The 24,626-nt window shown below is 55.8% G+C and carries 27 protein-coding genes; 8 read left to right on the top strand and 19 right to left on the bottom strand.

Translation table 11 applies throughout. The annotated features are described in order from the left end of the window. Nucleotides 1-17: 17 nt before the first annotated feature. The 3 genes from B4056_RS12100 to B4056_RS12090 form a co-directional block, all read right to left on the bottom strand. Nucleotides 18-413: a polyketide cyclase gene (locus B4056_RS12100; RefSeq protein WP_071668653.1), complete on the bottom strand. Its 396-nt coding sequence runs from the start codon at nt 411-413 to the stop codon at nt 18-20. A gap of 261 nt (nt 414-674) precedes the next feature. Continuing rightward, nucleotides 675-1,598 (bottom strand): kdo(2)-lipid IV(A) palmitoleoyltransferase, encoded by a 924-nt coding sequence (gene lpxP, locus B4056_RS12095; protein ID WP_094111960.1) that lies wholly within the window; start codon nt 1,596-1,598, stop codon nt 675-677. 411 nt (nt 1,599-2,009) lie between these two features. Continuing rightward, complete coding sequence (locus tag B4056_RS12090) at nt 2,010-2,873, bottom strand: YicC/YloC family endoribonuclease (protein ID WP_288654869.1); 864 nt, start codon at nt 2,871-2,873, stop codon at nt 2,010-2,012. A gap of 133 nt (nt 2,874-3,006) precedes the next feature. On the opposite strand from B4056_RS12090, the gene B4056_RS12085 reads away from it, so the two are divergent. The 3 genes from B4056_RS12085 (at nt 3,007) to pyrE (ending at nt 4,930) form a co-directional block, all read left to right on the top strand. Then, nucleotides 3,007-3,423: a DUF3574 domain-containing protein gene (locus tag B4056_RS12085; RefSeq protein WP_158249875.1), complete on the top strand. Its 417-nt coding sequence runs from the start codon at nt 3,007-3,009 to the stop codon at nt 3,421-3,423. 98 nt (nt 3,424-3,521) lie between these two features. Further along, nucleotides 3,522-4,238: a ribonuclease PH gene (gene rph / locus B4056_RS12080; RefSeq protein WP_094111962.1), complete on the top strand. Its 717-nt coding sequence runs from the start codon at nt 3,522-3,524 to the stop codon at nt 4,236-4,238. Nucleotides 4,239-4,288: 50 nt separating this feature from the next. After that, a complete protein-coding gene (pyrE, locus tag B4056_RS12075; RefSeq protein WP_039381285.1) occupies nt 4,289-4,930 on the top strand; it encodes an orotate phosphoribosyltransferase in 642 nt (213 codons plus the stop codon). Nucleotides 4,931-5,004: 74 nt separating this feature from the next. On the opposite strand, the gene slmA is transcribed toward pyrE, so the two are convergent. The 3 genes from slmA to coaBC form a co-directional block, all read right to left on the bottom strand. Beyond that, nucleotides 5,005-5,601 carry a nucleoid occlusion factor SlmA gene (gene slmA, locus B4056_RS12070; protein WP_094111963.1) on the bottom strand — a complete coding sequence of 199 codons (597 nt, stop codon included), beginning with the start codon at nt 5,599-5,601 and terminating at the stop codon, nt 5,005-5,007. Nucleotides 5,602-5,713: 112 nt separating this feature from the next. After that, nucleotides 5,714-6,172 carry a dUTP diphosphatase gene (dut, locus tag B4056_RS12065; protein ID WP_039381277.1) on the bottom strand — a complete coding sequence of 153 codons (459 nt, stop codon included), beginning with the start codon at nt 6,170-6,172 and terminating at the stop codon, nt 5,714-5,716. Then, a complete protein-coding gene (coaBC, locus tag B4056_RS12060) occupies nt 6,150-7,370 on the bottom strand; it encodes a bifunctional phosphopantothenoylcysteine decarboxylase/phosphopantothenate--cysteine ligase CoaBC (protein WP_288654864.1) in 1,221 nt (406 codons plus the stop codon). The genes dut and coaBC overlap by 23 nt, the downstream gene beginning before the upstream one ends. Nucleotides 7,371-7,559: 189 nt before the next feature. Between coaBC and radC the strand changes: the two genes are divergently transcribed. From radC to mutM, 4 genes are all read left to right on the top strand, one after another. Beyond that, nucleotides 7,560-8,216, top strand: coding sequence for a RadC family protein (radC, locus tag B4056_RS12055; RefSeq protein WP_094111643.1), 657 nt, complete (start codon nt 7,560-7,562; stop codon nt 8,214-8,216). Nucleotides 8,217-8,459: 243 nt separating this feature from the next. After that, nucleotides 8,460-8,696, top strand: a complete 237-nt coding sequence (gene rpmB, locus B4056_RS12050) for a 50S ribosomal protein L28 (RefSeq protein WP_010616494.1) — start codon at nt 8,460-8,462, stop codon at nt 8,694-8,696. 11 nt (nt 8,697-8,707) lie between these two features. Next, nucleotides 8,708-8,875 carry a 50S ribosomal protein L33 gene (rpmG, locus tag B4056_RS12045; protein ID WP_001051798.1) on the top strand — a complete coding sequence of 56 codons (168 nt, stop codon included), beginning with the start codon at nt 8,708-8,710 and terminating at the stop codon, nt 8,873-8,875. Nucleotides 8,876-8,953: 78 nt separating this feature from the next. Beyond that, nucleotides 8,954-9,763, top strand: coding sequence for a bifunctional DNA-formamidopyrimidine glycosylase/DNA-(apurinic or apyrimidinic site) lyase (gene mutM / locus B4056_RS12040; protein ID WP_039381267.1), 810 nt, complete (start codon nt 8,954-8,956; stop codon nt 9,761-9,763). Here mutM and coaD read toward each other — a convergent pair whose 3' ends face one another. The 8 genes from coaD to B4056_RS12000 form a co-directional block, all read right to left on the bottom strand. After that, nucleotides 9,764-10,249: a pantetheine-phosphate adenylyltransferase gene (coaD, locus tag B4056_RS12035; protein ID WP_039381263.1), complete on the bottom strand. Its 486-nt coding sequence runs from the start codon at nt 10,247-10,249 to the stop codon at nt 9,764-9,766. Beyond that, the gene (locus tag B4056_RS12030) at nt 10,246-11,022 is read right to left on the bottom strand and encodes a glycosyltransferase family 2 protein (protein ID WP_071668649.1); all 777 of its coding nucleotides are present in this window, start codon (nt 11,020-11,022) and stop codon (nt 10,246-10,248) included. The genes coaD and B4056_RS12030 overlap by 4 nt, the downstream gene beginning before the upstream one ends. Before the next feature lie 3 nt (nt 11,023-11,025). After that, nucleotides 11,026-12,300, bottom strand: coding sequence for a lipid IV(A) 3-deoxy-D-manno-octulosonic acid transferase (waaA, locus tag B4056_RS12025; protein WP_288654859.1), 1,275 nt, complete (start codon nt 12,298-12,300; stop codon nt 11,026-11,028). Between the two features lie 85 nt (nt 12,301-12,385). Further along, the gene (locus tag B4056_RS12020) at nt 12,386-13,519 is read right to left on the bottom strand and encodes a glycosyltransferase family 4 protein (protein WP_094111641.1); all 1,134 of its coding nucleotides are present in this window, start codon (nt 13,517-13,519) and stop codon (nt 12,386-12,388) included. Beyond that, a complete protein-coding gene (gene rfaQ, locus B4056_RS12015) occupies nt 13,512-14,588 on the bottom strand; it encodes a putative lipopolysaccharide heptosyltransferase III (RefSeq protein ID WP_094111640.1) in 1,077 nt (358 codons plus the stop codon). The genes B4056_RS12020 and rfaQ overlap by 8 nt, the downstream gene beginning before the upstream one ends. A 72-nt stretch (nt 14,589-14,660) precedes the next feature. Then, nucleotides 14,661-15,662, bottom strand: a complete 1,002-nt coding sequence (locus B4056_RS12010) for a glycosyltransferase (protein WP_094111639.1) — start codon at nt 15,660-15,662, stop codon at nt 14,661-14,663. After that, nucleotides 15,659-16,768, bottom strand: a complete 1,110-nt coding sequence (locus tag B4056_RS12005) for a glycosyltransferase family 9 protein (RefSeq protein ID WP_094111638.1) — start codon at nt 16,766-16,768, stop codon at nt 15,659-15,661. The genes B4056_RS12010 and B4056_RS12005 overlap by 4 nt, the downstream gene beginning before the upstream one ends. Nucleotides 16,769-16,810: 42 nt before the next feature. Next, nucleotides 16,811-17,935, bottom strand: coding sequence for a glycosyltransferase (locus B4056_RS12000; protein ID WP_288654870.1), 1,125 nt, complete (start codon nt 17,933-17,935; stop codon nt 16,811-16,813). Between the two features lie 299 nt (nt 17,936-18,234). Here B4056_RS12000 and B4056_RS11995 point away from each other — a divergent pair, with 299 nt between their 5' ends. Beyond that, nucleotides 18,235-19,203, top strand: coding sequence for a deacetylase (locus B4056_RS11995; protein WP_288654856.1), 969 nt, complete (start codon nt 18,235-18,237; stop codon nt 19,201-19,203). Here B4056_RS11995 and B4056_RS11990 read toward each other — a convergent pair. Genes B4056_RS11990 through rfaF form a run of 5 tightly spaced genes read right to left on the bottom strand, consistent with a single transcriptional unit; the run spans nt 19,191 to nt 24,624 of the window. Next, nucleotides 19,191-20,192, bottom strand: coding sequence for a glycosyltransferase family 2 protein (locus tag B4056_RS11990; protein WP_288654854.1), 1,002 nt, complete (start codon nt 20,190-20,192; stop codon nt 19,191-19,193). The genes B4056_RS11995 and B4056_RS11990 overlap by 13 nt on opposite strands. Then, nucleotides 20,189-21,445, bottom strand: coding sequence for an O-antigen ligase family protein (locus B4056_RS11985; RefSeq protein WP_288654853.1), 1,257 nt, complete (start codon nt 21,443-21,445; stop codon nt 20,189-20,191). Before B4056_RS11985 ends, B4056_RS11990 begins: the two co-directional genes overlap by 4 nt. Beyond that, nucleotides 21,432-22,613, bottom strand: coding sequence for a glycosyltransferase (locus B4056_RS11980; protein WP_039381240.1), 1,182 nt, complete (start codon nt 22,611-22,613; stop codon nt 21,432-21,434). Before B4056_RS11980 ends, B4056_RS11985 begins: the two co-directional genes overlap by 14 nt. Then, nucleotides 22,610-23,578, bottom strand: a complete 969-nt coding sequence (gene rfaC, locus B4056_RS11975; protein WP_104086055.1) for a lipopolysaccharide heptosyltransferase RfaC — start codon at nt 23,576-23,578, stop codon at nt 22,610-22,612. Before rfaC ends, B4056_RS11980 begins: the two co-directional genes overlap by 4 nt. Further along, a complete protein-coding gene (gene rfaF / locus B4056_RS11970; RefSeq protein ID WP_071668642.1) occupies nt 23,566-24,624 on the bottom strand; it encodes an ADP-heptose--LPS heptosyltransferase RfaF in 1,059 nt (352 codons plus the stop codon). Before rfaF ends, rfaC begins: the two co-directional genes overlap by 13 nt. Nucleotides 24,625-24,626 lie beyond the last annotated feature (2 nt).

The following is a 24,626-nucleotide window of genomic DNA, read 5'->3' as shown; positions in this document are numbered from 1 at the left end:
GTATTAGGCGCAGCTATTTAGTGAGTTAAAAGATAAAGTAATCTTTCCATGTCGGCGCGCAGGGCCGCCACTTCCTGCACGAAGTGCGCATCGGAAGTAAAAGGCTGACAGTAGAGCACGGCCACAAGTTCAGCTCCCTGGCCATTAGCAATCACGCGCATCGGCATATAGCGCTCTTTACCGCTGCCGTTATCTGTCCAGTAGTCCATAACGCCAAACGGATTATGCGGGGTAAAACGCAGTTTCAGCGAATTCTCTCCGCGCTTTGCCCGCCAGTATTGTCCCTCCTGCACCAGCGTTGCGCCGTTCAGGTCGCTTACCCATTTTGCAAAACAGGTGGGTTGCCAGATGGTTTCATACAGATCCAGCCAGTTACGCGGCACGGTAAGCGTGAGAGTCTGTGAGGGCAGCATAATGCCTCCTGAGGCAGTGTCATTCATAATGAACTCACCCTATCGGAAGCTGACCGGGCTGCCTATGACGCAACAGAAAAAGTGTGGTGCAGCAGAGGTTTTTTGCGCTATGGCCGGTGAAGCCGCACCGCCGGCAGGAGGATGGCTGGTACGTGAGGGGGCAGGGCAGCCGGCAGCGGATGCTGCCAGCGGGTGGATCCTGATTACCGGAGCGGCAGTCCGCACGAAAGAGGAAATGCATGCGGACCGTTATTGCGCAGATCAGACGTAAAGAGAGGCTTCACCTGGCGGACGCGTTTTGAAACGACGATGCAGCCACAGGTACTGCTCCGGCGCGCGCAGGATCTCTTTTTCAATCACTCTGTTCATATAGGCAGCGGCAGCGGCTTCATCTTCATGCGGATAGCCTTCCAGTTCCGGCTGAATGATGAGCTGGTATCCGGTTTTATCCGGATTGCGGATCAGGACAATCGTCAGCATTGCGGGCCGCGCAAGACGCGACAGAACAAAAGTACCGTTCGTGGTAGCGGCTTTCTCTACTGCAAACAGCGGTGCAAATACGCTGCCTTTCGGACCGTAATCCTGATCGGGTGCAAACCAGACGGCTTCGCCCTGCTTCAGCGCCTGCACCATGCCGCGCAGATCGCGGCGGTCAATCATCGCTTTATTGGAACGCATACGGCCTCTGGTCTGCGCCCACTCCATCGCCTGATTGTTATGCGGACGATACATGGCCATCATTGGCTGACAGAGACCGGTAATGCGGCCGCCCAGCTCCAGCGACATAAAGTGCACGCCGATAACCATCACGCCACGCTGCTGATTCTGCGCATTCTGCAGGTTAGCAATGCCGCTGACGTCAAACAGACGACGAACCCGCGCATCTGACCAGAACCATGCGATACCGGTTTCCGCCAGCGCCATGCCGAGCGACTCAAAGTTGCCGGCAATCATGACCTCTTTCTCTTCTTCATTAATATGCGGGAAGCAGAGTTCAATATTGCGACGGGTGATGCGTTCGCGCCGCTTGAGGAAATGGCGCGAGAGTTTACCCGCCGTTGCCCCGAGACGGATCAGAACGGGATAGGGAAGCTGCACCAGCAGCCAGAGCACGGCCAGACCGAACCAGGTAAACCAGTAACGGGGATGCAGCAGTGTGGAGCGAAACTGTCCGGTTTTCTTCATAGCACCTTCATAGGTAGAGTAAATGTAACGCGCTAAGAAGTCGGTCCATGGTTCCTGGTGCGGTACAACTGTAGTAATTACGACCGGCACTTTAGCAAATAGTGCCTTAGGAATTCTGCTAACTTTAGTATCTTTAGGATTGATGGAATTTATGGAACCTGGGACATTACCGGCTGCAGGAAGGATGACTTTTCTATTAATTAAGTAAAATCAATCAGATAAAATAGCAGTATTAATGCTGAAGATACCGCAGATATGTCAGGACAGGTCAGCAGCAGACACAGCTGTACATCATTGCACGCACAATGCTTACATTGCAAAAGATAAAAAATAGTCTAGCGAAAGGGTTGCTGCCTGAACCCGCTGCTGCGGGCTCAGGCAGAGATGCTACTGAGGCTGGCAGATGAAACGTTATTCGATGTTCTGAATCTGCTCGCGCATCTGCTCAATCAGCACCTTCAGCTCAATGGCTGAAGCGGTGATATCTGCATTGATCGATTTAGAGGCTAAGGTGTTCGACTCGCGGTTAAACTCCTGCATCATAAAGTCGAGGCGACGGCCGACCGCTTCCTTCTTCTTCAGGATGTTGTAGGTCTCTTTAACATGCGCGTCGAGGCGATCCAGCTCCTCCGCCACGTCAACGCGCTGGGCCATCATGACCAGTTCCTGCTCCAGACGATTATTCTCCAGCTGAACTTCTGCCTCTTCCAGCCGGGTCACCAGGCGTTCGCGCTGCCATTTCAGCACGTCCGGCATCTGCGCACGTACTTTGCTGACTTCCTGCGATACGCCCGCAAGACGCTGCTCAATCAGACTCTTCAGCGCGTTACCTTCACTTTCACGCGCTTCGATAAAGTCATCCAGCGCGCCATCCAGCGCCGTCAGCAACTCAGCATTAATGGCGTCCAGATCCTGCTCCGGTGCTGACATTACACCCGGCCAGCGCAGAATATCCAGCGGATTAATGGCACCCTCATCGCTCTGCATTTTTACCCAGTTGGCAGCCTGCACCAGCTGTTTTGCCAGCGCTTCGTTCAGTTGCAGCTCGCCCTGTGCGCCCGGATCGGCATCAAAACGCAGATGGCACTCAATTTTGCCACGCGTCAGGCGGGTGCGGGTGCGCTCGCGGATCACCGGCTCCAGGCCGCGGAACTGTTCCGGCAGGCGAATATAGGTTTCCAGATAGCGCTGGTTCACCGAGCGCAGTTCCCAGGTCGCGCTGCCCCAGCTGCCTTTGGCTTCGCGACGGGCGTAAGCGGTCATACTGCGGATCATAAGCTTGTACTCTTTCAGGGAATGTTCTGCGCATTATAGCGGCGTGCGGTGCGGCGGGATAGGGATAGCAAAACGCTGCTATGTTTAGAGCAGGCCTACTGATCCTGAGCGAGCATATTACCCGGCGATGATGATGTCCGATCTGTTTCGTACTCCGTATAAGTCTTTTTGCAGCCTGGTGGCACTGCTGCTGCTGGCCGGATGTCAGACTGCACCCGCGCGCCTGCAGCCGATCCCGCAGCACAACGCACCGGTGGCGCTGTGTGGTGCCGGAGAGATGATGATGCAGACCACGCTGTGGCTGAGTGCAGTGCCGGAGCGGGAATGGCAGCCGTTTCTGCGTGAGGAGCTGATGCCGCACTTTGGCGATACGCTGACAAGCTATGACGCCGCAGGAAAGGGAGAAGCGCGCCGGGTTGTAGTGCTGCTCTATCCGCCGGATGTCGCCTTTTCTGCCGTGATTGAGCGCGCGCGCGACCGGTATCGTACGCGCTTTAACGCCAAAACCACTACCCGCATCGATACGCTGGTCTGCGCCGCTGTCCGCTGAGCAGAAAGAGAATCGTCGATCAGCTCCACGCGCGCGGGACAGCTGCGGCTGAAGTCCGTATAATGCGCAGCCAAACTCAAGCAAGCCGGAGAGAACCTATGCGTCCTGCAGGCCGTAGCACTTCTGAAGTGCGTCCCGTTACCCTTACCCGTCACTACACCAGACACGCCGAAGGCTCGGTTCTGGTTGAATTTGGTGAAACCAAAGTGCTCTGCACCGCGACCGTCGAGGAAGGCGTGCCGCGTTTTCTTAAGGGTAAAGGTCAGGGCTGGGTAACCGCAGAATATGGCATGCTGCCGCGTTCAACTCACAGCCGCATGGCGCGCGAAGCGGCCAAAGGCAAGCAGGGTGGCCGTACGCTGGAGATCCAGCGTCTGATTGCCCGCTCGCTGCGTGCTGCGGTTGACCTCGCCGCGCTGGGTGAATACACCATCACGCTGGATTGCGATGTAATTCAGGCGGACGGCGGCACGCGTACCGCGTCAATTACCGGCGCCTGCGTGGCGCTGGCGGATGCGCTGAATGCGCTGGTTGCCGCAGGTAAACTGAAGAGTAGCCCGCTGAAAGGCATGGTAGCCGCTATCTCCGTCGGTATCGTTGGCAGCGAGGCGCTGTGCGATCTGGAGTATGTTGAAGATTCCGCAGCGGAAACGGATATGAACGTGGTGATGATGGAAGATGGCCGCATGATTGAGGTGCAGGGCACCGCAGAAGGCGAGCCGTTCAGCCACGAGGAGCTATTAACACTGCTGGCGCTGGCGCGAGGCGGGATTGAACAGTTGATTCAGGCGCAGAAGGCTGCGCTATCCAGTTGATGTACTAAGGCGACCCCCGGGTCGCCTTTTCTTTATTTGAGGAGTGAGAGATGAAAGCCTGGCAGCGTCAGTTTATTGAATTTGCCCTGAATAAAGGGGTGCTGAAATTTGGTGAGTTTACCCTGAAGTCGGGGCGAAAAAGCCCCTACTTTTTTAATGCCGGCCTGTTTAACAGCGGACGCGATCTGGCCCTGCTGGGGCGTTTCTATGCGCAGGCGCTGGTTGACGGCGGTGTCAGTTTCGACCTGCTGTTTGGCCCGGCGTATAAAGGTATTCCCATCGCCACGACCACCGCCGTGGCGCTGGCCGACCATCACGATCGCGACGTGCCCTACTGCTTTAACCGTAAAGAAGCAAAAGATCACGGTGAAGGCGGTTTGCTGGTGGGCAGCCCGCTGGAAGGCAAAGTGATGCTGGTTGATGATGTGATCACCGCCGGTACGGCGATTCGCGAATCGATGGACATTATCAGCGCGCATCATGCCACGCTGGCTGGCGTCCTGATTTCACTCGATCGCCAGGAGCGCGGGCGCGGGGAGATATCAGCGATTCAGGAAGTCGAGCGCGACTATCACTGTACGGTTACCGCCATTATTACCCTGAGCGATCTGATTGATTATCTGGCTGAGAAGCCGGAGATGGCAGACCATCTGGCGAAGGTACGCGCTTACCGTAACGAATACGGTATCTGAAACCGCGCTGCGGCCGCCATCAGTGACGGCCGCAGCATGCGCGCTGATGCACGCCTGGCCCGGCAGGCAAGAGGTTAAATCAGCTGCGCGGCTATCAGCGGCCAGCGGCTGTCAAACTCCGCGGTCGGACTGTAGCGAAACTCAGAACGGACAAAGCGCGACAGCAGGCCTTCACAAAACGCCAGCAGCTGGCTGGCCAGCAGGGCCTCATCTGTCCGGAACCCCTCTCCGTCACGGATTTTCTTTTCGCGCATTACCTGACGCATCTGCGTTTCAATGCGCTCAAACAGCTGGTTGATACGTCCCTGCAGGCGATCCTGTTCAAACATCAGCGCGTGGCCGGTCAGAATACGCGTCAGCCCCGGATTACGCTCACCAAATCCCAGGATCAGCTGCACAATCAGACGCAATCGTGTCGTGGTCTCTTTTTCGTCATTCAGGATCAGATTGATGCGGGTAATCAGACTCTCTTCGATAAACTCAATCAGACTGTCAAACATCCGTGTTTTACTGGGGAAGTGGCGGTAGAGGGCCGCCTCGGAAACGCCTACGTTAGCGGCCAGCCGGGCGGTGGTAATTCGCTGGGTGCCATCCCCTGACTCCAGCATCTGCGCCAGCGTCTGCAAAATCTCTTCGCGACGATTCCTTTTCGCGACTTTTTTCTCTGCCATGACCTTCAACACCCCTGAAATTCATTAAATACAGGCAATACCTGCCTGTCTGCCACAGGTAATTACCTGCAGCGACATGCGTTAACAAGATGGCTAAATGAAGAGTGGTAACTTACTGACGGCCAGAGTGGCCAAAACCGCCTGCACCGCGATCGCTGGTGTCAAAATCTTCGACCAGGTTAAATTCCGCCTGTACCACCGGCACAAACACCAGTTGCGCCAGACGATCGCCCGGCTGCAGGGTAAAGTGCTCCTGACCGCGGTTCCAGACTGAAACCATAAGCTGTCCCTGGTAGTCAGAATCGATCAGGCCGACCAGATTACCAAGCACGATACCGTGCTTGTGGCCCAGGCCGGAGCGCGGCAGGATCACCGCGGCCAGTGTCGGGTCAGCGATGTGGATGGCGAGGCCGGTTGGTACCAGGGTAGTCATACCTGGCGCGATCTCCAGTGCCTCATCAAGGCAGGCGCGTAAGTCGAGACCTGCAGAACCAGAGGTGGCGTAAGCGGGCAGCGGAAAGTCGCTGCCAACGCGCGCATCAAGAATTTTAACGTCTATTTTTTTCATCATAACGGCTGACTATCTCGTCTATTAACTGTTGGCCAAGGAGCGACTTATCGCTGAGCGGTAAGCGTTTTTCTCCCTCCTGCCAGAAAAGGTGAAGCGCATTGGTGTCGCTGTTAAAACCCTGACCCGCCTGCGCGACATCGTTAGCGCAAATCAGATCCAGATTTTTCCGTACGCGTTTTTGCCGCGCGTATTCTTCCACATTCCGGGTTTCGGCGGCAAATCCCACCACGTAGGGACGATTCTCCTGCAGTGCCGCCACGCCGGCGACAATGTCCGGATTCTTCACCAGCTGCAGCGTGATGTTATCGTCGTCACCCTGTTTTTTCATTTTTTCAGCTGCAACGGTTGCCGCGCGATAGTCCGCCACGGCGGCACTGGCAATAAAGATATGCTGCTGGCCGATTTGCGCCATGACCGCCGCCTGCATCTCCAGCGCGGTCGTCACGTCGATACGCTGCACGCCGGCGGGGGCGGCCAGCGTGACCGGACCGGAGACCAGCGTGACGCGCGCACCGCGCCGGGCCGCGGCGGCGGCTATCGCGTAGCCCATTTTGCCTGAGCTGTGGTTGCTGATATAGCGCACCGGATCCAGCGCTTCGCGGGTCGGACCCGCGGTAATCATGATACTGAGATGCTGCAGATCGCGGACTGGCTCGGCCCACTCAAGCGCATGCGCCACAATCGCCAGCGGATCGAGCATACGGCCTGGTCCTGTGTCACCGCACGCCTGGCTGCCGCTATCCGGTCCCCAGATCATGACGCCGCGCTGCTGCAGGCGCTGCAGGTTCTCCTGCGTAATGGCGGCACGGTACATCTGCTGATTCATCGCCGGTACCAGCGCCAGCGGCGCGTCGCTGGCGAGACAGGCGGTAGTCACCAGATCGTTAGCCATCCCGGCAGTTATGCGGGCGATTAAATCAGCCGAGGCGGGAGCCAGTACAATCAGGTCAGCCCATTTCGCCAGCTCAATATGGCCCATTGCGGCTTCGGCAGCGGGATCGAGCAGGTCATCAAACACCGGGTAGCCGGAGACCGCCTGCAGACTGAGCGGGGTAATAAAGGCGCGGGCTGCGGAGGTCATCATTACGCGCACCTCGGCGCCGCGATCGCGCAGACGTCGCACCAGCTCCGGCGCTTTATAGGCAGCGATACCGCCGCTGACGCCCAGCAGAATTTTTTTCCCGGCTAATCCAGTCATGTTGTTTGCCTCAACTTAACGCATGATGCCGCGCCCGGCGCAGCAGACAGGCCAACTTTATCATAAAACCGCCCGGCCGCCTGTTCACCGACCGTGCCCTTTGCGAGGCATCTCTGAAAAGAGAAATGCAGCACTGGCATCGCTGACCGCCAGCGCGCATCCTGACGCTCCGCCACAGGGAGTAGCGCAATGAAGAAACTGGCACCACGGGAAAAACTGATACAGGCGGGCGCAGAGTCGCTGGATGATGCCGAGCTGCTGGCGATTTTTCTGCGCACCGGTACGCGCGGCATCAGCGTTATGACGCTGGCGCGGCAGATGCTCAATGAGTTTGGCTCACTGTATTGCATCATGACCGCCAGCGAGCGAGAACTGAGCCTGATTAAAGGCGTTGGCCGGGCAAAGCTGACCCAGCTGCACGCGATAGCCGAGCTGGGACGGCGTTTTTTTGCCAGCCAGCTGGCGCGTGAAAATGTGATGGAGAATCCGCAGGTCACGCGTCACTATCTGCAAAGCGTACTGGCCCATGAGAAGCGGGAGATTTTCATGGTGCTGTTTCTTGATAACCAGCATCGCGTATTGCAGGCGCAGAAGATGTTTTCCGGCTCAATCAGCAGCGTGGAGGTTCATCCGCGCGAAATTGTGCGGGAAGCGCTGAAAATTAACGCTGCAGCGGTGATTCTGGCGCACAATCACCCTTCGGGACACGCCGATCCGAGCCGTGCCGATCGGGAAATTACCACCAAAATTGCCCAGGCCTGCGCGCTGCTGAGTATTCGCCTGCTGGACCATCTGGTGATCGGTCACGGCGAGTTTACCTCATTCGCTGAGCGCGGCTGGCTATAGTTTTACGCCTCAATCGGGCAGAAATGCGGCGTTTTTGCGCGATCCGGAGGGATCTTTATCTGTTCGGGACTTGAGCACTTGAGCTGAGCGGCGTATACTACGCCACCTTTGAGAATCTCGGGTTTGGCGTTTGGGCCAGCTTAGCGGGTTCACATGGAACTCGCCTGGCGGGCTAAGGCCTGACGAGGCGGCCAAAACCTATGTTTTTAAAGCTCGAGCTGATTTGATTTTTGGAGAATAGAAATGTCACGAGTCTGCCAGGTAACTGGAAAGCGTCCGGTGACCGGTAACAACCGTTCCCACGCAATGAACGCGACGAAACGCCGTTTCCTGCCGAACCTGCACTCTCACCGTTTCTGGGTTGAGAGCGAGAAGCGCTTCGTTACTCTGCGTGTATCTGCTAAAGGTATGCGTGTTATTGATAAAAAGGGCATCGATACGGTTCTGGCCGAAATCCGCGCCCGTGGTGAGAAGTACTAAGGAACTGAATCATGGCTAAAGGTATTCGTGAGAAGATCAAGCTGGTTTCCTCTGCTGGTACAGGTCACTTCTATACCACCACGAAGAACAAGCGTACTAAACCTGAGAAACTGGAACTGAAAAAGTTCGATCCGGTTGTACGTCAGCACGTGATCTACAAAGAAGCCAAAATTAAGTAATTTTGGTGTTCTTGCGAAAAACCCGGCTCCGGCCGGGTTTTTTGTTTGTGCGCTATGTCAACACGTTGAGGAGATGCGATGCCTGAATTACCTGAGGTAGAAACCAGCCGACGCGGTATTGAGCCACACCTGGTGGGGGAAACCATTCTGCACGCTATTGTGCGCAATGGGCGCCTGCGCTGGCCGGTTTCCAGTGAAATACACGCGCTGAGCGATCAGCCGGTACTGAGCGTGCAGCGGCGGGCAAAGTATCTGCTGCTGGAGCTGCCCCATGGCTGGATCATCATTCATCTCGGCATGTCCGGCAGCCTGCGCATTCTGCCCGGTGAACAGCCGGCAGAAAAGCATGACCATGTCGATCTGGTCATGAGTAACGGCAAAGTGCTGCGCTATACCGATCCGCGACGTTTTGGCGCGTGGCTCTGGAGCGCCGATCCGGCGGGCAGCAGCGTGCTGGCCCATCTTGGACCGGAGCCGCTGAGCGACGCCTTCAGCAGTGACTATCTGTTTACCCGCTCGCGCGGCAAGCGTACCGCCATCAAACAGTGGCTGATGGACAATAAAATTGTGGTCGGGGTGGGCAATATTTACGCCAGTGAGTCGCTGTTCACCGCCGGTATACTGCCGGATCGGGCGGCGGGAAGCCTGAGCGAGGCGGAAGCGACGCTGCTGGTGGACACGATAAAAGCGGTGCTGCTGCGCTCCATTGAGCAGGGAGGCACCACGCTGCGCGATTTTTTACAGACCGACGGAAAGCCTGGCTATTTTGCTCAGCAGCTGCAGGTTTACGGCCGCGCTGGCGAACCCTGCCGCGCCTGCGGCACGCCGATCCTCAGCGGCCGGCATGGACAGCGCAGCACCTTCTGGTGTCCGCACTGCCAGCACTGATCACGGCTGCTGCAGTCTGGCCAGCAGCGCCTGATGAATGACGGCAGGCAGGAATGCCTGTACGTCACCGCCGTGACGCGCCACCTCTTTAACCAGCGATGACGACACAAATGAGAAGCCCTGCGACGGCAGCAGAAACACCGTTTCCAGCGCGGGCAGCAGATGGCGGTTCATCTGTGCCAGCTGTGATTCGTACTCAAAGTCAGCCACCGCCCGCACGCCGCGTACCAGTACGTTCGCCTGCTGCGTCCGGGCAAAATCAGCCATCAGCTCATTAAAGCCCACGACCTCAACGTTAGTCAGATGCGCGGTGGCTTGACGCGCTAAATCGACGCGTTCGTCCAGCGTAAACAGCGGTTTCTTACCGGGGCTGGCAGCAATCGCCACGACCAGGCGATCAAACATGCGGGCCGCGCGCGTGACAATATCAAGGTGTCCGAGCGTCATCGGGTCAAACGTGCCGGGATATATCGCTTTCGTACTCATACGCGGCCTTGTGCAGAAGTATGGTGCAGCGCCCAGAGCGCGGCATATTTATTGAACGTGTACTGTGCGTTAACCACTGCCAGGATCCAGCCCTGCTTCCCGTCAAGAAAGCCGGCGCGCAGCAGCAGCGTTTTAGCAAACGCCCCCAGCGTATGGGAGAAAATGGCGAACAGGCCGCAGCGCTTGCCGCGCTGAAAGCGCTCCTGCGCCCAGGCTTCGGCATAGTTCATCTGCTTACGCTGAAACGTTATCAGATCGCGGCAGGTGAGGTGCGCCAGATCGCCAGGCAGCGCCACCACGGGCGCGCCCTGCGTCTCCAGCGACTCATGCACCAGATTGTCGTTATAGCTGAGATGGCGCGGATAGAGACGCATCACGCGATCCGGATACCAGCCGCTGTGACGCATAAAACGGCCGAGGAAAAAATTGCTGCGGCTAAGGCTATAAACCGTGGCAGAAGGCGGCTGGCACAGCACCTGCTCAATTGAGCGGCGCAGCGCCGGAGTCACGCGCTCGTCAGCATCCAGCATCAGGATCATCTCTCCGGTAGCGAATGCCTGCGCGCGCTGGCGCTGCTTGCCATAGCCTGCCCACGGCAGCGCTTCATACACCTGCGCGCCCTGCGCCCGGGCAATCTCTGCAGTAGCGTCACTGCTGCCCGAATCGAGCAGGATAATTTCATCGGCCCAGGCAACAGATGCCAGCGCGTCAGGCAGAAGTTCAGCTTCATTCCGGGCGATCATCACGACCGAAAGACGTTGGCGTTGTGACATAAATTAGTGTGCTCGCGGTGGCAGATGAGGCTCCAGCAGCTGCAGCAGGCGCTGCAGCGCGCCCTGATTCTGATGCAAAACCTCAACGGCGTGACGGCCATAATAGCGACGATAGTCATCATCATGCAGCAGATTGGCGACCTCTTTCTCCAGCGCAGCGGCGTCGCTGACCGTGATCAGCCCCTCTGCCTGCTGCAATTTGGCGCAGATATCTTTGAAGTTCCAGGTGTGCGGCCCCATCAACACCGGGATGGCATGAGCAGCAGGTTCGAGCGGGTTATGACCGCCGCGTTCAACCAGACTGCCGCCGACAAAAGCGAGGTCGGCAATGCCATACAGCAGCATCAGCTCGCCCATGGTGTCGCCAATCACGACCTGTGTGGCGGCGGAAGGAACCGCATCGCTGCTGCGCAGCATAAACGTAAAGCCGCGTTTTTGCGTCAGATGGCACGCATCCTTAAAGCGTTCCGGATGACGCGGCACCAGGATCAGCAGCAGATCGGGAAACTGCTGCAGCAGCTGGCGGTGGGCATCCAGCACGATGGCCTCTTCACCTTCGTGAGTGCTGGTGGCAATCCACACCGGACGGCGCGATGCCCACTGACGCCGCAGCGTAACGGCTCTGGCCGCCAGCTCTGGCGTAACGGAGATATCAAATTTCAGGCTGCCGGTGACCGCCAGGTGCGACCGTTTCAGGCCCAGGCTGAGAAAGCGGTCGCCATCTTCGCTGTTCTGCGCCGCGATAAGCGTGATGCTCTGCAGCAGATCGCGCATAAAGCCACCCAGCTTTTTATAGCCGCGGGCGGAACGCTCAGAGAGACGGGCGTTGGCGATGACCAGCGGAATCTCGCGCTGGTGCAGGATGCGAATGATATTTGGCCACAGCTCGGTTTCCATGATGATCACCAGACGCGGATCAACCGTATCCAGAAACCGGTTAATGGCACCGGGCAGATCGTACGGCAGGTAAACATGGTGCACATCTTTACCAAATGCCGACTGCGCGCGCTCTGAGCCGGTGGGCGTCATGGTGGTCACGGTGATGGGCAGTGACGGATAGCGATGGCGCAGCGCCCGCACCAGCGGTACTGCAGCCAGCGTTTCACCTACCGATACTGAATGCAGCACGATACCGTGCGGCTCAACCTTGCCGGTGCAGTAGCCATATCGCTCAGCCCAGCGTTTACGGTAGGCCGGCGCTTTGCGACCGCGCAGCCACAGGCGCAGCCAGATAAATGGCTGAATCAGATAGAGCAGGGCGGTATACAGGGTCGTCATAGTTATCGTTACGACATATTCGCGTCAAAAAACCGGAGAAAGGCGGCATACTATCAGAAATTCACCGCCTGCTCACATCACTTCGTCAGCGCTGGCTCAGCACGCGCTGGTAGAGCGAGGTCAGCGCATCTGCCAGCCGCTCAGGCCCGTAAGGTTCCACCCGGCGGCGGGCGGCGGCGCCCATACGGTTGTCATCTGACAGGGCAGGCACCGCCAGCACGGCCTCTTTTAACGCGCGAATATCCAGCGCGTCGCAGACAAAGCCCTCTTCACCCTGGCGGATAAACTCGGCTCCGCCGCAGCCAGTGCTGGTGATCACCGCCAGTCCGCAGGCCATGGCTTCCAGAACCACATTCGGAAACGGATCGTACAGCGTTGGCAGCAGCAGCGCATCGGCGGCGTGATAGAACGGCTGCACATCCTGCTGAACGCCGGCAAAGCGCAGGCGGTCAAGACAGTTAAGCTGGTTTGCCAGCTGCTGATAGCGCGACAGCTGTTTATCCTGACCGACCACAATCAGATAGCGATCGGTTTGCGCCACCGCTTCAATTGCTGCTTTCAGCCCCTTGCGCTCAAACCCGGAGCCGACGTAGATCATCACGTGTGCGTCCTGCGGCAGCCGCAGCTGATGGCGCGCCGCATGGCGCAGGCTGGATGTCGCGGGCTGAAAGCGTTTGCTGTCAATGGCATTGTGGATCACGTGAATATTGCCGGCATCCAGCGTGAAATGGCGCAGGATATCCCGCTTCACCATCTCAGAGTTGCAGATCACCGCTTTGAGTGACGGGTCGTTAAACATCTCCGCTTCAGCCTGCAGCACATAGCGATGGTACGGGCTGAGCGCTGCGCTCAGACGCTGCCACGGGGAAACAATGCGCGCCCGCTGCTCTAACCAGACCCGATGCACGCCGTCGCCGGCACGAAAAATATCGCACCCGGCGATGCGCTCGTGACTCTGAACAAGGTCAAACTGCTCCCGCTCCCAGCAGGCGCGCGCTGCACGTGCAAAACCGCGTTCGCGGGAGATACGGCCAAACTTTGCCGGGTTGCAGATATGCAGATGCCAGGCGGGATTGGGCGTGCCCTGCCAGCTGCGGGTAATGATATTGAGATCCAGCTGCTCGCTATCCAGCGCTTCCAGCGCGCGTGAAATAAAGCGTTCGGCCCCGCCGTCCGGGCGATATTTCTGCCGGACGATAGCCAGACGTATTTTATTCATGCAAATAGCTCCTTGCGGCGGTCAGCACATCGGCGACCGGAATCGCGGAAAGATAGCGCTGCTCCGTGCGGGTGTCGATCGAGTCGGGCGACGGCAGCGGTGCATAATCACCTGCCCAGATCACCCGGTTATTATTGCCCCACGGGCGCCAGTGCTGCAGCTTTGTCGGTCCGAACAGTGCCAGGCAGGGCGTATCCAGCGCCGCGGCCATATGCATCGGCGCAGAGTCGACACCAATAAAGAGCTGCGCCGCGTCGATTAGCGCGGCCAGCTGCGGCAGCGACAGCTGGCCGGCAAGGGATACCACGCGTGAGGCGGAGCAGAGCGACTGAATATGCGTTATCATCGCCAGCTCTTTTTTATCCGGCGCTGCCGTCAGCACCAGGGTATGCCCTTCATCAGAGAGCGCCGTGATCAGCTGCGCCATCTTTTCATCGTCCCAGCATTTAAATACCCAGCGCGACGTAGGCTGCAGCACAATAAACGGCCCGGCGATCTGCTGCTGCGCCAGCAAAACATCTACTTTCTGCCGATCGGCTTCGCTGAAATGCATCGACGCGACTGCATTTGTTACGTCGATTCCGAGCGGAGCCAGCGCGCTCATATTCTGTTCAACCGTATGCAGCTGATGATGCCGGGTGGTAGGGACGCGCTGATTGTGGCACCAGCGCCAGAGGGCGTTGTCGCGTTTGCGATAGGCAAAGCCGATGCGCACCGCAGCACCTGACAGGCCGGTAATAATGGCGCTGCGCCACTGGTCGGCGAGGTTGATCACCAGATCGTAGCGGCAGGCGCGAACGGCGGAGAGCAGCGCCAGTTCATGGCGCAGTTTCTGCAGGCTGCCCTCTTTTTTCCAGCTGCGATCGATAATATGCAGCTGGCGAATTGCCGGATGCGCTTCCAGCATCGGCCGGGTTTCTTTATAGAGCAGCACATCGATATGTGCATCAGGATAACGCGCGCGCAGCGCATTGATGACAGGCGTTGTCAGCAGCATGTCACCATGATGGCGCAGTTTGATCACTAAAATAGATTGTGGTGTGAACCGGGCTGGAATCGGGCTTGCCATACTTATTGATCTCAGGATTCAGTGAGCCGATTGTAGGGCAAACCCGAAAGGGGTTAAAGCGAGCAGTGGTGCTTATTTCTGGCGCCAGCGATAAATGCGGCTCAGCCACAGCAGCAGCTGATACCACTGTTTCAGGCCGCGCGCATTGCGCAGCATACGTTTATGCGTCCCTGTACTGAACAGATCCGCCAGCATCGCCTGCCGCGCTTCCGCTTCAGGCTCGCGCCGGATAGCGTGACAGACGCTGAGCGCTTCATGCGTGATCTGGTAGTGAAATGCCGGATAAATGCGGATATGACGGCGATAACGCTGGTTCAGCTCTTCCAGCATCCGGGCAATTTTCAGATAGTGGCGCTGATACTCTACGTTGCGCTGGCCGGTGCGTTTACGGTTGCTGATGGAAGCGTCATGCATGTAGTAGCGATAGAGCACGCGATCGGTATAGCGCACGCGCGTGGCGTTAAACATAAATTCCGTGGTCCAGGGAATATCCTGATGATGCAGTCCCGGCTCAAACAGCAGATTGCAACGCGTAATCAGCTCACGGCGATAGATGCCGAGCCAGACAACATGCATGTAACGCCGCGTTTTGAGCGCGGTGTTCAGCCACTCAGGTCCGCTCAGCACAGCGGTGCTGGTGAGACGATCGTGAGGAATAAGCGGTCTGGTACGCTGGCTCGCTTTGAAATACCACTCGGCGTTGCACTGTGCTGCGTCAAGTCCATCACGCTCTGCCATCTCCGTCAGCGTCTGATACATCGCTGCATCCATGGTGTCATCGGCGTCGGGAAAGCTGACGTACTTACCGCGCGCGATCGTCAGGCCGGCATTTCGCGCCCGTGACACGCCGCCGTTGGCCTGATGGATCACACGGATATGCGGATAGCGCGCAGCGTAAGCGTCTGCCTGCTCGCCGGAGCCGTCAGTTGAGCCATCATCGACGATGATGATCTCAAGGTCGGTCAGCGTCTGGGCTAACAGCGCCTGAAGGCAGGCAGCAAACTCAGTGCCGGCATTAAACATCGGGATGATAAGGCTGAGTAATGGCGTGGAATGTTCTGGCTGGGCTGTCATGAGGTCATTTCATTGTTTCGGCGCGCCAGACGCTGCTGCTGTCGGGTGCGAATAAAATCGTGGATATCACTCAGCTTACGCTGATCCAGGTTGAAAAGCTGTTCAACCGGATGCGCGAATTTATATTGCGCATCAAATACAAAAGAAGAGGGCGCGATATGGTCAGGACCAATCAGCAGTACATCGCCCAGCGGCCTCTGCTCTTCTACGCAGCAGGGACCATAAATCAGAATCACCGGTACCTGCTGTGCATCAGCGATGTACACATTGCCGGAATCGGAGGCGATATAAAAATCCATTTCGCCGATAACGGCCGGCAGCGCTTCCAGCGACACTTTCCCCACCAGACTGATCAGGTTGTCGCGATGCCCGGCTGTTTTGAATAGCTCCTGAACGCGCGATTGTTCATTTGGCGCACCAAAAGCAAAAAAGGTGCAGTGAAGATCGCTCAGGTGGTCAAACAAACGCTGCCAGATAGCTGGCGGAATGGTTTTGGCCTGATTACCGGCGGTCACACTGATACCGATACGCGTTCCCGCGCACGCTGTCATCTCTGCGGGCAGGGAAGCAGGCTGCCATAGCGGCAGCGTCGCGTGTTTGGGGTAGCTCTCTTTGGTGAAAGAGCGATCGGCCAGCTTCAGATAGTTTTCCAGCGTCAGCGTATTTTTTTCATGCTGCACTTCGCCGCTTGCGGTGTAATAGAAGAGGTTCTGATATCCCTTGCGGCGATAGCTGGACAGAAACTGCTTATTATCCGCATTGCAGCAGGCGGCAATAAACAGATTCAGGTTGGTCGGGTGCAGCAGATAAACGTTGTCGTAGCGATTGAGCAGATGCCAGACTAACCTGAGCTTTTTCAGCAGGCCAGAACGATACTCTTCGATATACCAGATGTGTTCAAGGGTAGCGTCATTGCTGGCGAGCGGCGCAACGCTTCTGCTCAGCAGCGCATCGCTTTTCCCGAGGTGCGTGAGCAGCGGAGTGATATTAATAAAATCGCCAATTTTGGCGGTCTGAATGACCAGGTTTTTTCCGCTACGCGTCCGGAACAGCTTCATTACCCATTTAATCGGGCAAAAAATGATAAATATAATAATGTAGGTCAAGCAATTATCCCCATATTCTGGCCGCATCCCACCGGGGATTTCTTAATTCGAAACATGGCGTGCCGTTGAAAATGATGTTTCTGTTACAGGATCCAGCTGCAGATATTGCTGACAAATAGTAGCCAGACTATAAATGCTCAAATCGAGGTGCTGCAAATCGGGGGGGCTGGCATACACATCGCGCATTTTTTCTGCCAGCGACGCGGCGTTCAGATCGGCCAGACAGCGGGAGAGCGGGCCGGTCAGGATCTCAGCCGGGCCACCGGGGCAGCGTGTACTGACCACCGCCGTGCCGCAGTGTAAAGCCTCAACCAGCACGTTGCCAAACCCTTCGCTATCTGAACTCATAACCAGCATCTGAGCATGGCGGATCCACGGATAGGGGTTTTGCTGAAAGCCTTCGAAGCAGACGCGCTCTGAAATTCCCAGGTCCCGTGCCTGCTGGCGTAACGCCTCCAGGAGTTTCGCGCTGCCCTGACCCAGCAACACCAGGGGAGCCATTATGCCGCTGCGTGCATAGGCCTCAAGCAAGCGGTCCTGACGTTTCGCCTCATGAATGCGTCCTACGTGGACAAGGTAATTCTGGCCGGCCAGCGGGCAGGGCCCGGCCGCCATCTCGTCGAGCCGATCGAAGTCGAAAGGATTGAAAATAACGCGGGTCAGGCGTGGCCTGACGCCGACATTCTTTATCAGATCATCGATAACATATTGCGACACGCCGACCAGCTGACGCCCCTGATAGACATAACGTATTTTTAGCTGCTTTAACCAGCGGGAAAAACCTGTTTTACGTCCCAGATAGGAGGCAGAAAAGACGCCGTGCAGGCAGTACCAGGTTTTAGCTGAATCAAGCGATCGGGCTCGCCTGACAATGCGATCGGTTTTGTGTAAGTGGGAAAAGATTAAACTGAACTTGCCGTTCAGCGCTTCACTCTGGCGTACCGCCTCATCCAGCAAGCGCGCACGGCGTACGGTTTCTGTCATTTTTCGCCACGGGCGGACGCTGTGATCGCACACCACCTGATAATCCACGCCTGCAGGGATAGGGTAATCGCATATTTTTCGCAGAGAGAAAATCGAGACACGATGTCCCAGGGAAATAAAACCCTCAGCCAGCGTTAAGACGACTTTTTCGGCGCCGCCGCCGGGCAAACCATCGATCACCATTAAAATGCGTTTCGACAAATTATCTACCTCTGCCTGCCTGTCAGCCTGGTGGTGAAACTGATCTATTATCTTTCCGATATGAGTACGTTTATCGGCAAATGAACGAATGCTGTAAAAAGTCTGCCATAACTGCGCGCGGTAAGCAGCTAAAGATAAATCCGCCCTGCTTTTTATTCACGCTATTCTGGTTTAATCAGAGCGCTGCTCCCTGACCCGGCCAGCGGCGCTGGAAAAGTTTGCGCCTGCCACAGGCGGTGCGTACCATAGTGATGATAACAGTGAAATATACCGGACAAGTTATGGAAAAGCCTGCCTTTTTGATTACCCTGGATACGGAAGGCGATAACCTGTGGCGCAACCGCAGCGGAAAGGTGACAACGCATAATGTCAGCTTCCTGCCCCGCTTTCAGAGGCTGTGCGAAAAGTATGGCTTCAAACCCACCTGGCTGACGAATTACGAGATGGCGAGCGATCCTGCCTATGTAGAGTTCGGACAGGATCTACTGGCCCGCGGACAGGGGGAGATCGGTATGCATCTTCACGCCTGGTATAGCCCGCCGGAATATAAACTGACGCAGGATGACTGGCGTTATCAACCCTATCTGATTGAGTATCCTGAGTTCGTTTTACGCGATAAGGTCGCCTTTATGACGGCGTTGCTGGAGGATGCATTTCAGCAAAAAATGACCAGTCATCGCGCCGGTCGCTGGGCCTTTAACGAAGTTTATGCGCAGGCTTTAATCGATAACGGTTATCTGGTTGACTGCTCCGTGACGCCCCGGGTCAACTGGCGTAATTCATCCGGCGCCCCGCAGGGGAGCGGAGGAACCGACTATAGTCATTTCCCCGATCGCGCTTACTATATAGACACCAGCGATATCTCAAAGCCGGGTAACAGTTCGCTGCTGGAGTTGCCCATGAGCATTCAGTATCGCTATGGCGTGATGACCAACCAGTTTAAAAAGGCGTGGAATCAGCTGCGTGGCAAGCCGCGTGGTCCCTCAGTTAACTGGCTGCGCCCGACCGGCGGCAACCTGAATGAAATGAAAAAGGTTGCTGCGCAGACGCTCGATCAGGGCAGTGATTACATCGAGTTTATGCTGCACTCCTCTGAATTCATGCCAGACGGCAGTCCCACGTTTAAAACGGAGGCGGACATCGACAGGCTGTACGACGATCTGGAGCAGCTGTTTATCTGGCTTCAGCCGCGTGTACAGGGAATGACGCTGACAGAGTATGCCTTGCATAAAAAAGCTCATGCACGCTGATGCGTTTCAGATTTGCGCTTTCTGAACCGGCTCTTCAGGTATGAGAAGAGTGTATCGACCTGAGGAAAGCGCAGCTGCAGATATTTTTTTGTCCTGCAGTTGCCCTTGCAGATTATTGCCGCTGCGCGGAACAGCGTGATGGCAGAGCGTTCATAATAGTAATAGCCGTAGATGATTTTCGACATACTCTTTATTTCTTTAAAGCAGTCCATCAGCATATAGGATGCCAGACGCTGACGAGAATTATCTTTATCTTTTGCCCAGGCAAGCATTTTCTGCATGGCAAAGGTCAGATCATCGATATCGCTTTTTCTGACATTGCGCGTAATACCGCTTTTGTTATCGCGGTAAAAATAGAGCGTATTGTCCAGATGCGTAATCTTATCTGTCCTGAAATAGAGGAAAGGCGTAAAGATAACATCTTCGTAGCGCCTGCCTGATGCGAAACTTTCACCACTCAGCAGAGCGCGGCGGTAAATCCGGTTCCACAGATGCCACATCGATTTTTGGAACAGGGGTTCAAGGCAATTTATCCCCAGAGTCTGAAAGTCATAGGCGATATGTTTTACATCGACTTTTTCCGTCTCATCAGGCGGCTGATGTTCAAAACGCTGATAGTTAAAGTCGATTAAATCATCATTATCAGCCAGCAGCAGCGGCCTGATAACCGCAATATAGTGTCTGCTGATAATATCGTCTGCATCAATAAATGTGACAAACTTTCCCTGAGCCTGCTGCATGCCGGTATTGCGGGTATCAGCAATCCCACAGTTCTTCTGCTGCAGAAACCGAACTGCCTGGTGCTGTTGTGCCTGCAAAAAATTTCCTATCACGCTGACTGAGTTATCTGTTGAACCATCATCAATAATGATGACCTCAATGTCAGATTCAAGTTGCGCAAACAGCGATTGCAGGCAGGGAATAATAAACTCCCCCGCATTAAAGCAGGGGATAATGATGCTTAAAACAGGCGGGGTCGATTTCGTCATTGATTTTTTTCCTGATGATGCGGGCCTTTCATCATGGAGAAAGCAAATATAATAGTGAGGCAGTAGATCAGTGTACATTCTGTACTAAAGAAAATCACATCACTTAACCCATAACCGATCAATGCCAGCGCCAGCGTCAGTAAAAGCGCATTGCCGCCGCGCCTGAATGCATAAACCAGCAGCATAATATAGAAGTTCACCAGTGCCAGCGCGCCGGCGATACCCTTTATCGAAAAGGTTTCCAGCACTTCGTTATGCATATGAACCGTCAGGTAGGGTAAGGCGCCATAGAGTTGTGGCTGCTGCTGAATGATCTTTCTGGCCAGCAGAGCCCGCTGTTCGGCTGACTGGCCCGCAGGTGACTCGATGCCGGTTTGCAGAGCAATAATCTGCATGCTCAGGCGGGAGACAACTGAGTTTTCACCGCGGTTTTTATGCATATCTGCAATATTTTGCTGAAACTCGTCGATGCGATTAGCAATCTTTTCTTTGAATATCAGCGAGCCGGCGATAAACAGCGCTGGAATAATGACAAAAAGCGCGATTTTATATCTTCTGCTGATAACATTTTTTGAAAATAAGACGAGTATCAGGGCCATTACGGGAAAAAGAAGCATTGCCGCACGCGTGCCGGTCAGAATAATGGCAAGATAACTAAACAAAAAGGCTGCAGGAAAAAGGAAAAGCTTAAGTTTGTTTTTCTGCAACAAAATTGATTTGAGAAACAATAAATTAACAGCACTGATGATATAGGCAGCCATGGTGGCCCGATCAAAGTTCAGCTCAACGCGGCGCAGATGCAGCCAGACGCCCTGATAGATGGCATAGGCATTAACCGCCAGGCCAGTCAGCAGTGCGGCAAGGATGGCTTTTTGGCGCAAATCGCTTTTATCATTTAAAACAAAGAAAAGAATAAGTGCGCCCGATATCTGCAAGCGGCCCGTTGACTGATACTGGCGATAGAGGCTGATAAAGTCACCAGGCTGCTTATAGACCGCGGTCCAGATGATACTGGCGATACCTACCAGTAACATAGCTACAGGCAAAGCGATATTTATTCGCAATTTAGCGTAATATAAGGCATGGGTAGCCAGGGTAATAAAAGCAATATAGCTGGTTATATAAAATACGTTGCGGCCAAAGCTGCCACCAAAGGGCGCTGTAAGCAGCGCAGTTGCGCATCCAAAAAATATCAGGGTACTTATTGCTGAGTGAGGAGCTTCACGCCTTGCCAGGTAATTACTGATTTGCATTTTTTGTATTCGCAATCTCGGTTAAGGAACTCTCTATTTCATGTCTGAAATACGCATAGTCAAAGTGCTTCATAGTCCAGCTTTTAGCGTTTTCACTGTATGTCTGATAGTTCTCTTTTTGTATCAGAAATTCAAACGCATCAGCACAATCGATATGAGAAAGCAGCATCGGTTCTGTCATGTCATCTTTTATCGGGTCATACACCTGATAAGGGAAATTGACATCAATTCCCGTAAGCTGCTGATGTTCACTCAAAGAGACTTTTGGTGCTAAGCCGACGCCGCAAATTTTGTCTGCAATCACTTCAGGCTGCCCGTCGACAAAAGGAAAAATTACAGGTACGCCAAAATAGAGTGCTTCCATACATGAGAGCCCAAAAGGCTCGGTCACCGGCGTGCTCATGTAAATATCAACGCGATTGAAAAATTCGGCAATATTATGCTGAAAACCACTGAACCTGACACGCTCTGCTATGCCAAGCCGCTGCGCTAAATCTTCAAATGCTTCACGGTCAGGGCCTTTGCCGGCAATTTCAAGCGTGACATTGTGCCCGCGCGTTAACAGCTCTTTCATCATCAGTAGCGAAACGGAGATCCCCTTCAGACCCACCTGACGTGATGCCGTTCCGATTCTGACTGGCTGGCTAAGCTGCCGCACTGCAGGATCTATTCCCTGAGGCGTAACGAGACGGTTAATTACGACTTTATGCAGGCAGGGCAGATTGAAGCGGTGCTGCATTACTCTGGACGACGCCCGGGAAGCGGAAATAACCCCATCCAGCATGGCCATAAACGCAAGCGTCTTGCCGTTCTTTGGATAACGCCATGAACAGCCGTGATCGTAATAAACCAGTTTTGCCTTGCGGGGTTTAGCGGTAAGCCGGGGAACCAGATCCCAGACGATAATCATATCGGCATTACTGGCATTTACGCGTTTTTGCAGCAGGTGCTTGCGCAGAAACTGCGGGCTTTTCAGACGAAAGCGCGAAAACAGCCGGTTAGCGAAGGTAACGTGCTGCCGGGGCATCTGCTGCAAAATATCCGGGTCGATCTGATTGCTGATGCAGATGACGTCATCGCTTCCGTCAGAGACATCATTAATGTACTGAAGGAACAGCCGCTCAACGCCGCCCATTTTACCTAAGTTGATAATGTGCAGTTTCTTCATGCCAGCACCTGCTTTAATGTCTCCAGCACCGTATCCGGCATGATATCTGCCATGCTGTCACCCTGAACCGGGCGCAGCGCATGCTGGTTTCTGCCGTAACCGCCAATCAGACCCGGATCGGTGGGACCGAACAGCGTAATATTGGGTCTGTCCAGCGCGGCGGTCAGATGGCTGAGCCCGGTGTCGACGGAGACCACTGCGCGCGCGCCTGCCAGCTGCTGCGCCACCTGCTCCAGCGTCAGTTTTGGCAGGACTTCTACATGGGAAAAGCCCTCTGCCAGCCGCTGTGCACGCTGCTGTTCATGTATTGCACCCCACGGCAGCCTGATTTGCAGGCCGGTGGGCTGCAGCAGCCTGATCAGCTCACGCCAGTGCGCTTCCGGCCAGTGTTTATTGTCGCGGGTTGTGGCGTGCAGAAACACCAGCCAGGAGGGGGCTGCTTCGATCCGGGGGGTCAGAAAATGTGCCGCGATGGCGTAATCGCCCTGGGTGGCAGGCTTTTCATAGCCCAGACTTTTCGCAAACAGCTCACGCGTGCGCTCAACGGCGTGCTGCTGCTTGCTGACCTCATGGCGCCTGTCGTACCACCAGCTCGCAAAAGGCTCACGCGCGCTGCGGCTGTCCAGACCATGCTTCGTGCCGGTTGCCAGACGCGTCACCAGGGCTGCGCTTTTAATCAGGCCCTGTGCGTCAATAACCACATCATACTGGCGCGACTGCAAATTGCGCTTAAACGCGACGCGCTCTTCGCGCTGCTGACTGCCAAACCAGTGTTTGCGCCAGCGACGGATTGCAACCGGCAGGACTTTATCTACAGCAGGATGCCAGCCGGGGATCTGAGCAAAATTCTCTTCTACCACCCAGTCAAAGCGGATACCTGGCAGCGCCTGCATGGCGTCAGTAAGCGCGGGTAGCGTATGGAGAACATCTCCCATCGAAGAGGTTTTAACGATTAAAACGTGCATGTCTGCTCCTGCGCCGGCTGTAGCAGCGCGCTCAGGGTCTGATGCACGCGCGCAGGGGTAATGTCGATCAGGCTCTGATGATAACCCTCAGCGGCATCGCCTTTACGCACTTTGTGATAGCCGCTGATTAGCCGGATAACGCGGGCCTGACGGGAAAGCGGCGGCGTGAAATCCGGGCTGCTCGGGCCATACAGCGCGACCAGCGGCCGGTTGAGCGCTGCCGCAATGTGCATCAGACCGGAATCGTTGCTGACCACGGCGCGACAGTGGGCGAGCAGGATCACGGCCTGCTCCAGCTGCGTCTCACCCGCCAGATTTTTGCCGTGCGCACGCAACGGCTCAGGCAGCGCCTGCAGAATCGACTCGCCGGTGTCGCGATCTTTGGCTGAGCCAAACAGCACGACCTGGTAGCCTTCTGCGATCAGCTGTTCCGCCAGGGCAGCATAGTGATAATGCGGCCAGCGTTTCGCCGGTCCAAACTCTGCTCCCGGACAAAAGCCGATAACCGGACGATCGGTGGAGAGGCCAAACTGCGCAGCCGTCATGCGCTTTTCGTCGTCCTCTACGCGCAGCTGCGGCCATAGCAGCGGCTGTGGCAGCTGCTGAGCGGAGGTTACCGGCGTGTCATACGCCAGGGCAACATAGCGCTCTACCATTAGCGGAAACGCCGCTTTGTCCAGTACCCGCACATCATTGAGCACGCCGTAACGCATTTCACCGCGCCAGCCGGTGCGGCGCGGTATGCCGGCGAAAAAGGGGACCAGCGCCGATTTAAACGAGTTCGGCAATACATAAGCGCGATCGTAACCGCTGGCCTGCAGGGTTTTGCCGAGACGACGGCGTTCGCCCAACGCCAGCGCGCCGTGCCCCAGCGGCATCGCCAGCGCCTGATTCACTTCCGGCATGCGTGACAGCAGCGGGCGGCACCACGCGGGTGCCATCACATCAATGACCGCATCAGGATGCGCCACCTTGAGAGTGCGATAGAGACTTTGCGACATCATCATATCGCCGACCCAGGAAGGGCCAATAACCAGAATTTTCATCG

This window comes from Pantoea sp. UBA7232 (assembly GCF_002473195.1).
Classification (GTDB): Bacteria; Pseudomonadota; Gammaproteobacteria; order Enterobacterales; family Enterobacteriaceae; genus Pantoea; species Pantoea eucrina.
This window is presented reverse-complemented; position numbering and strand designations above follow the sequence as displayed.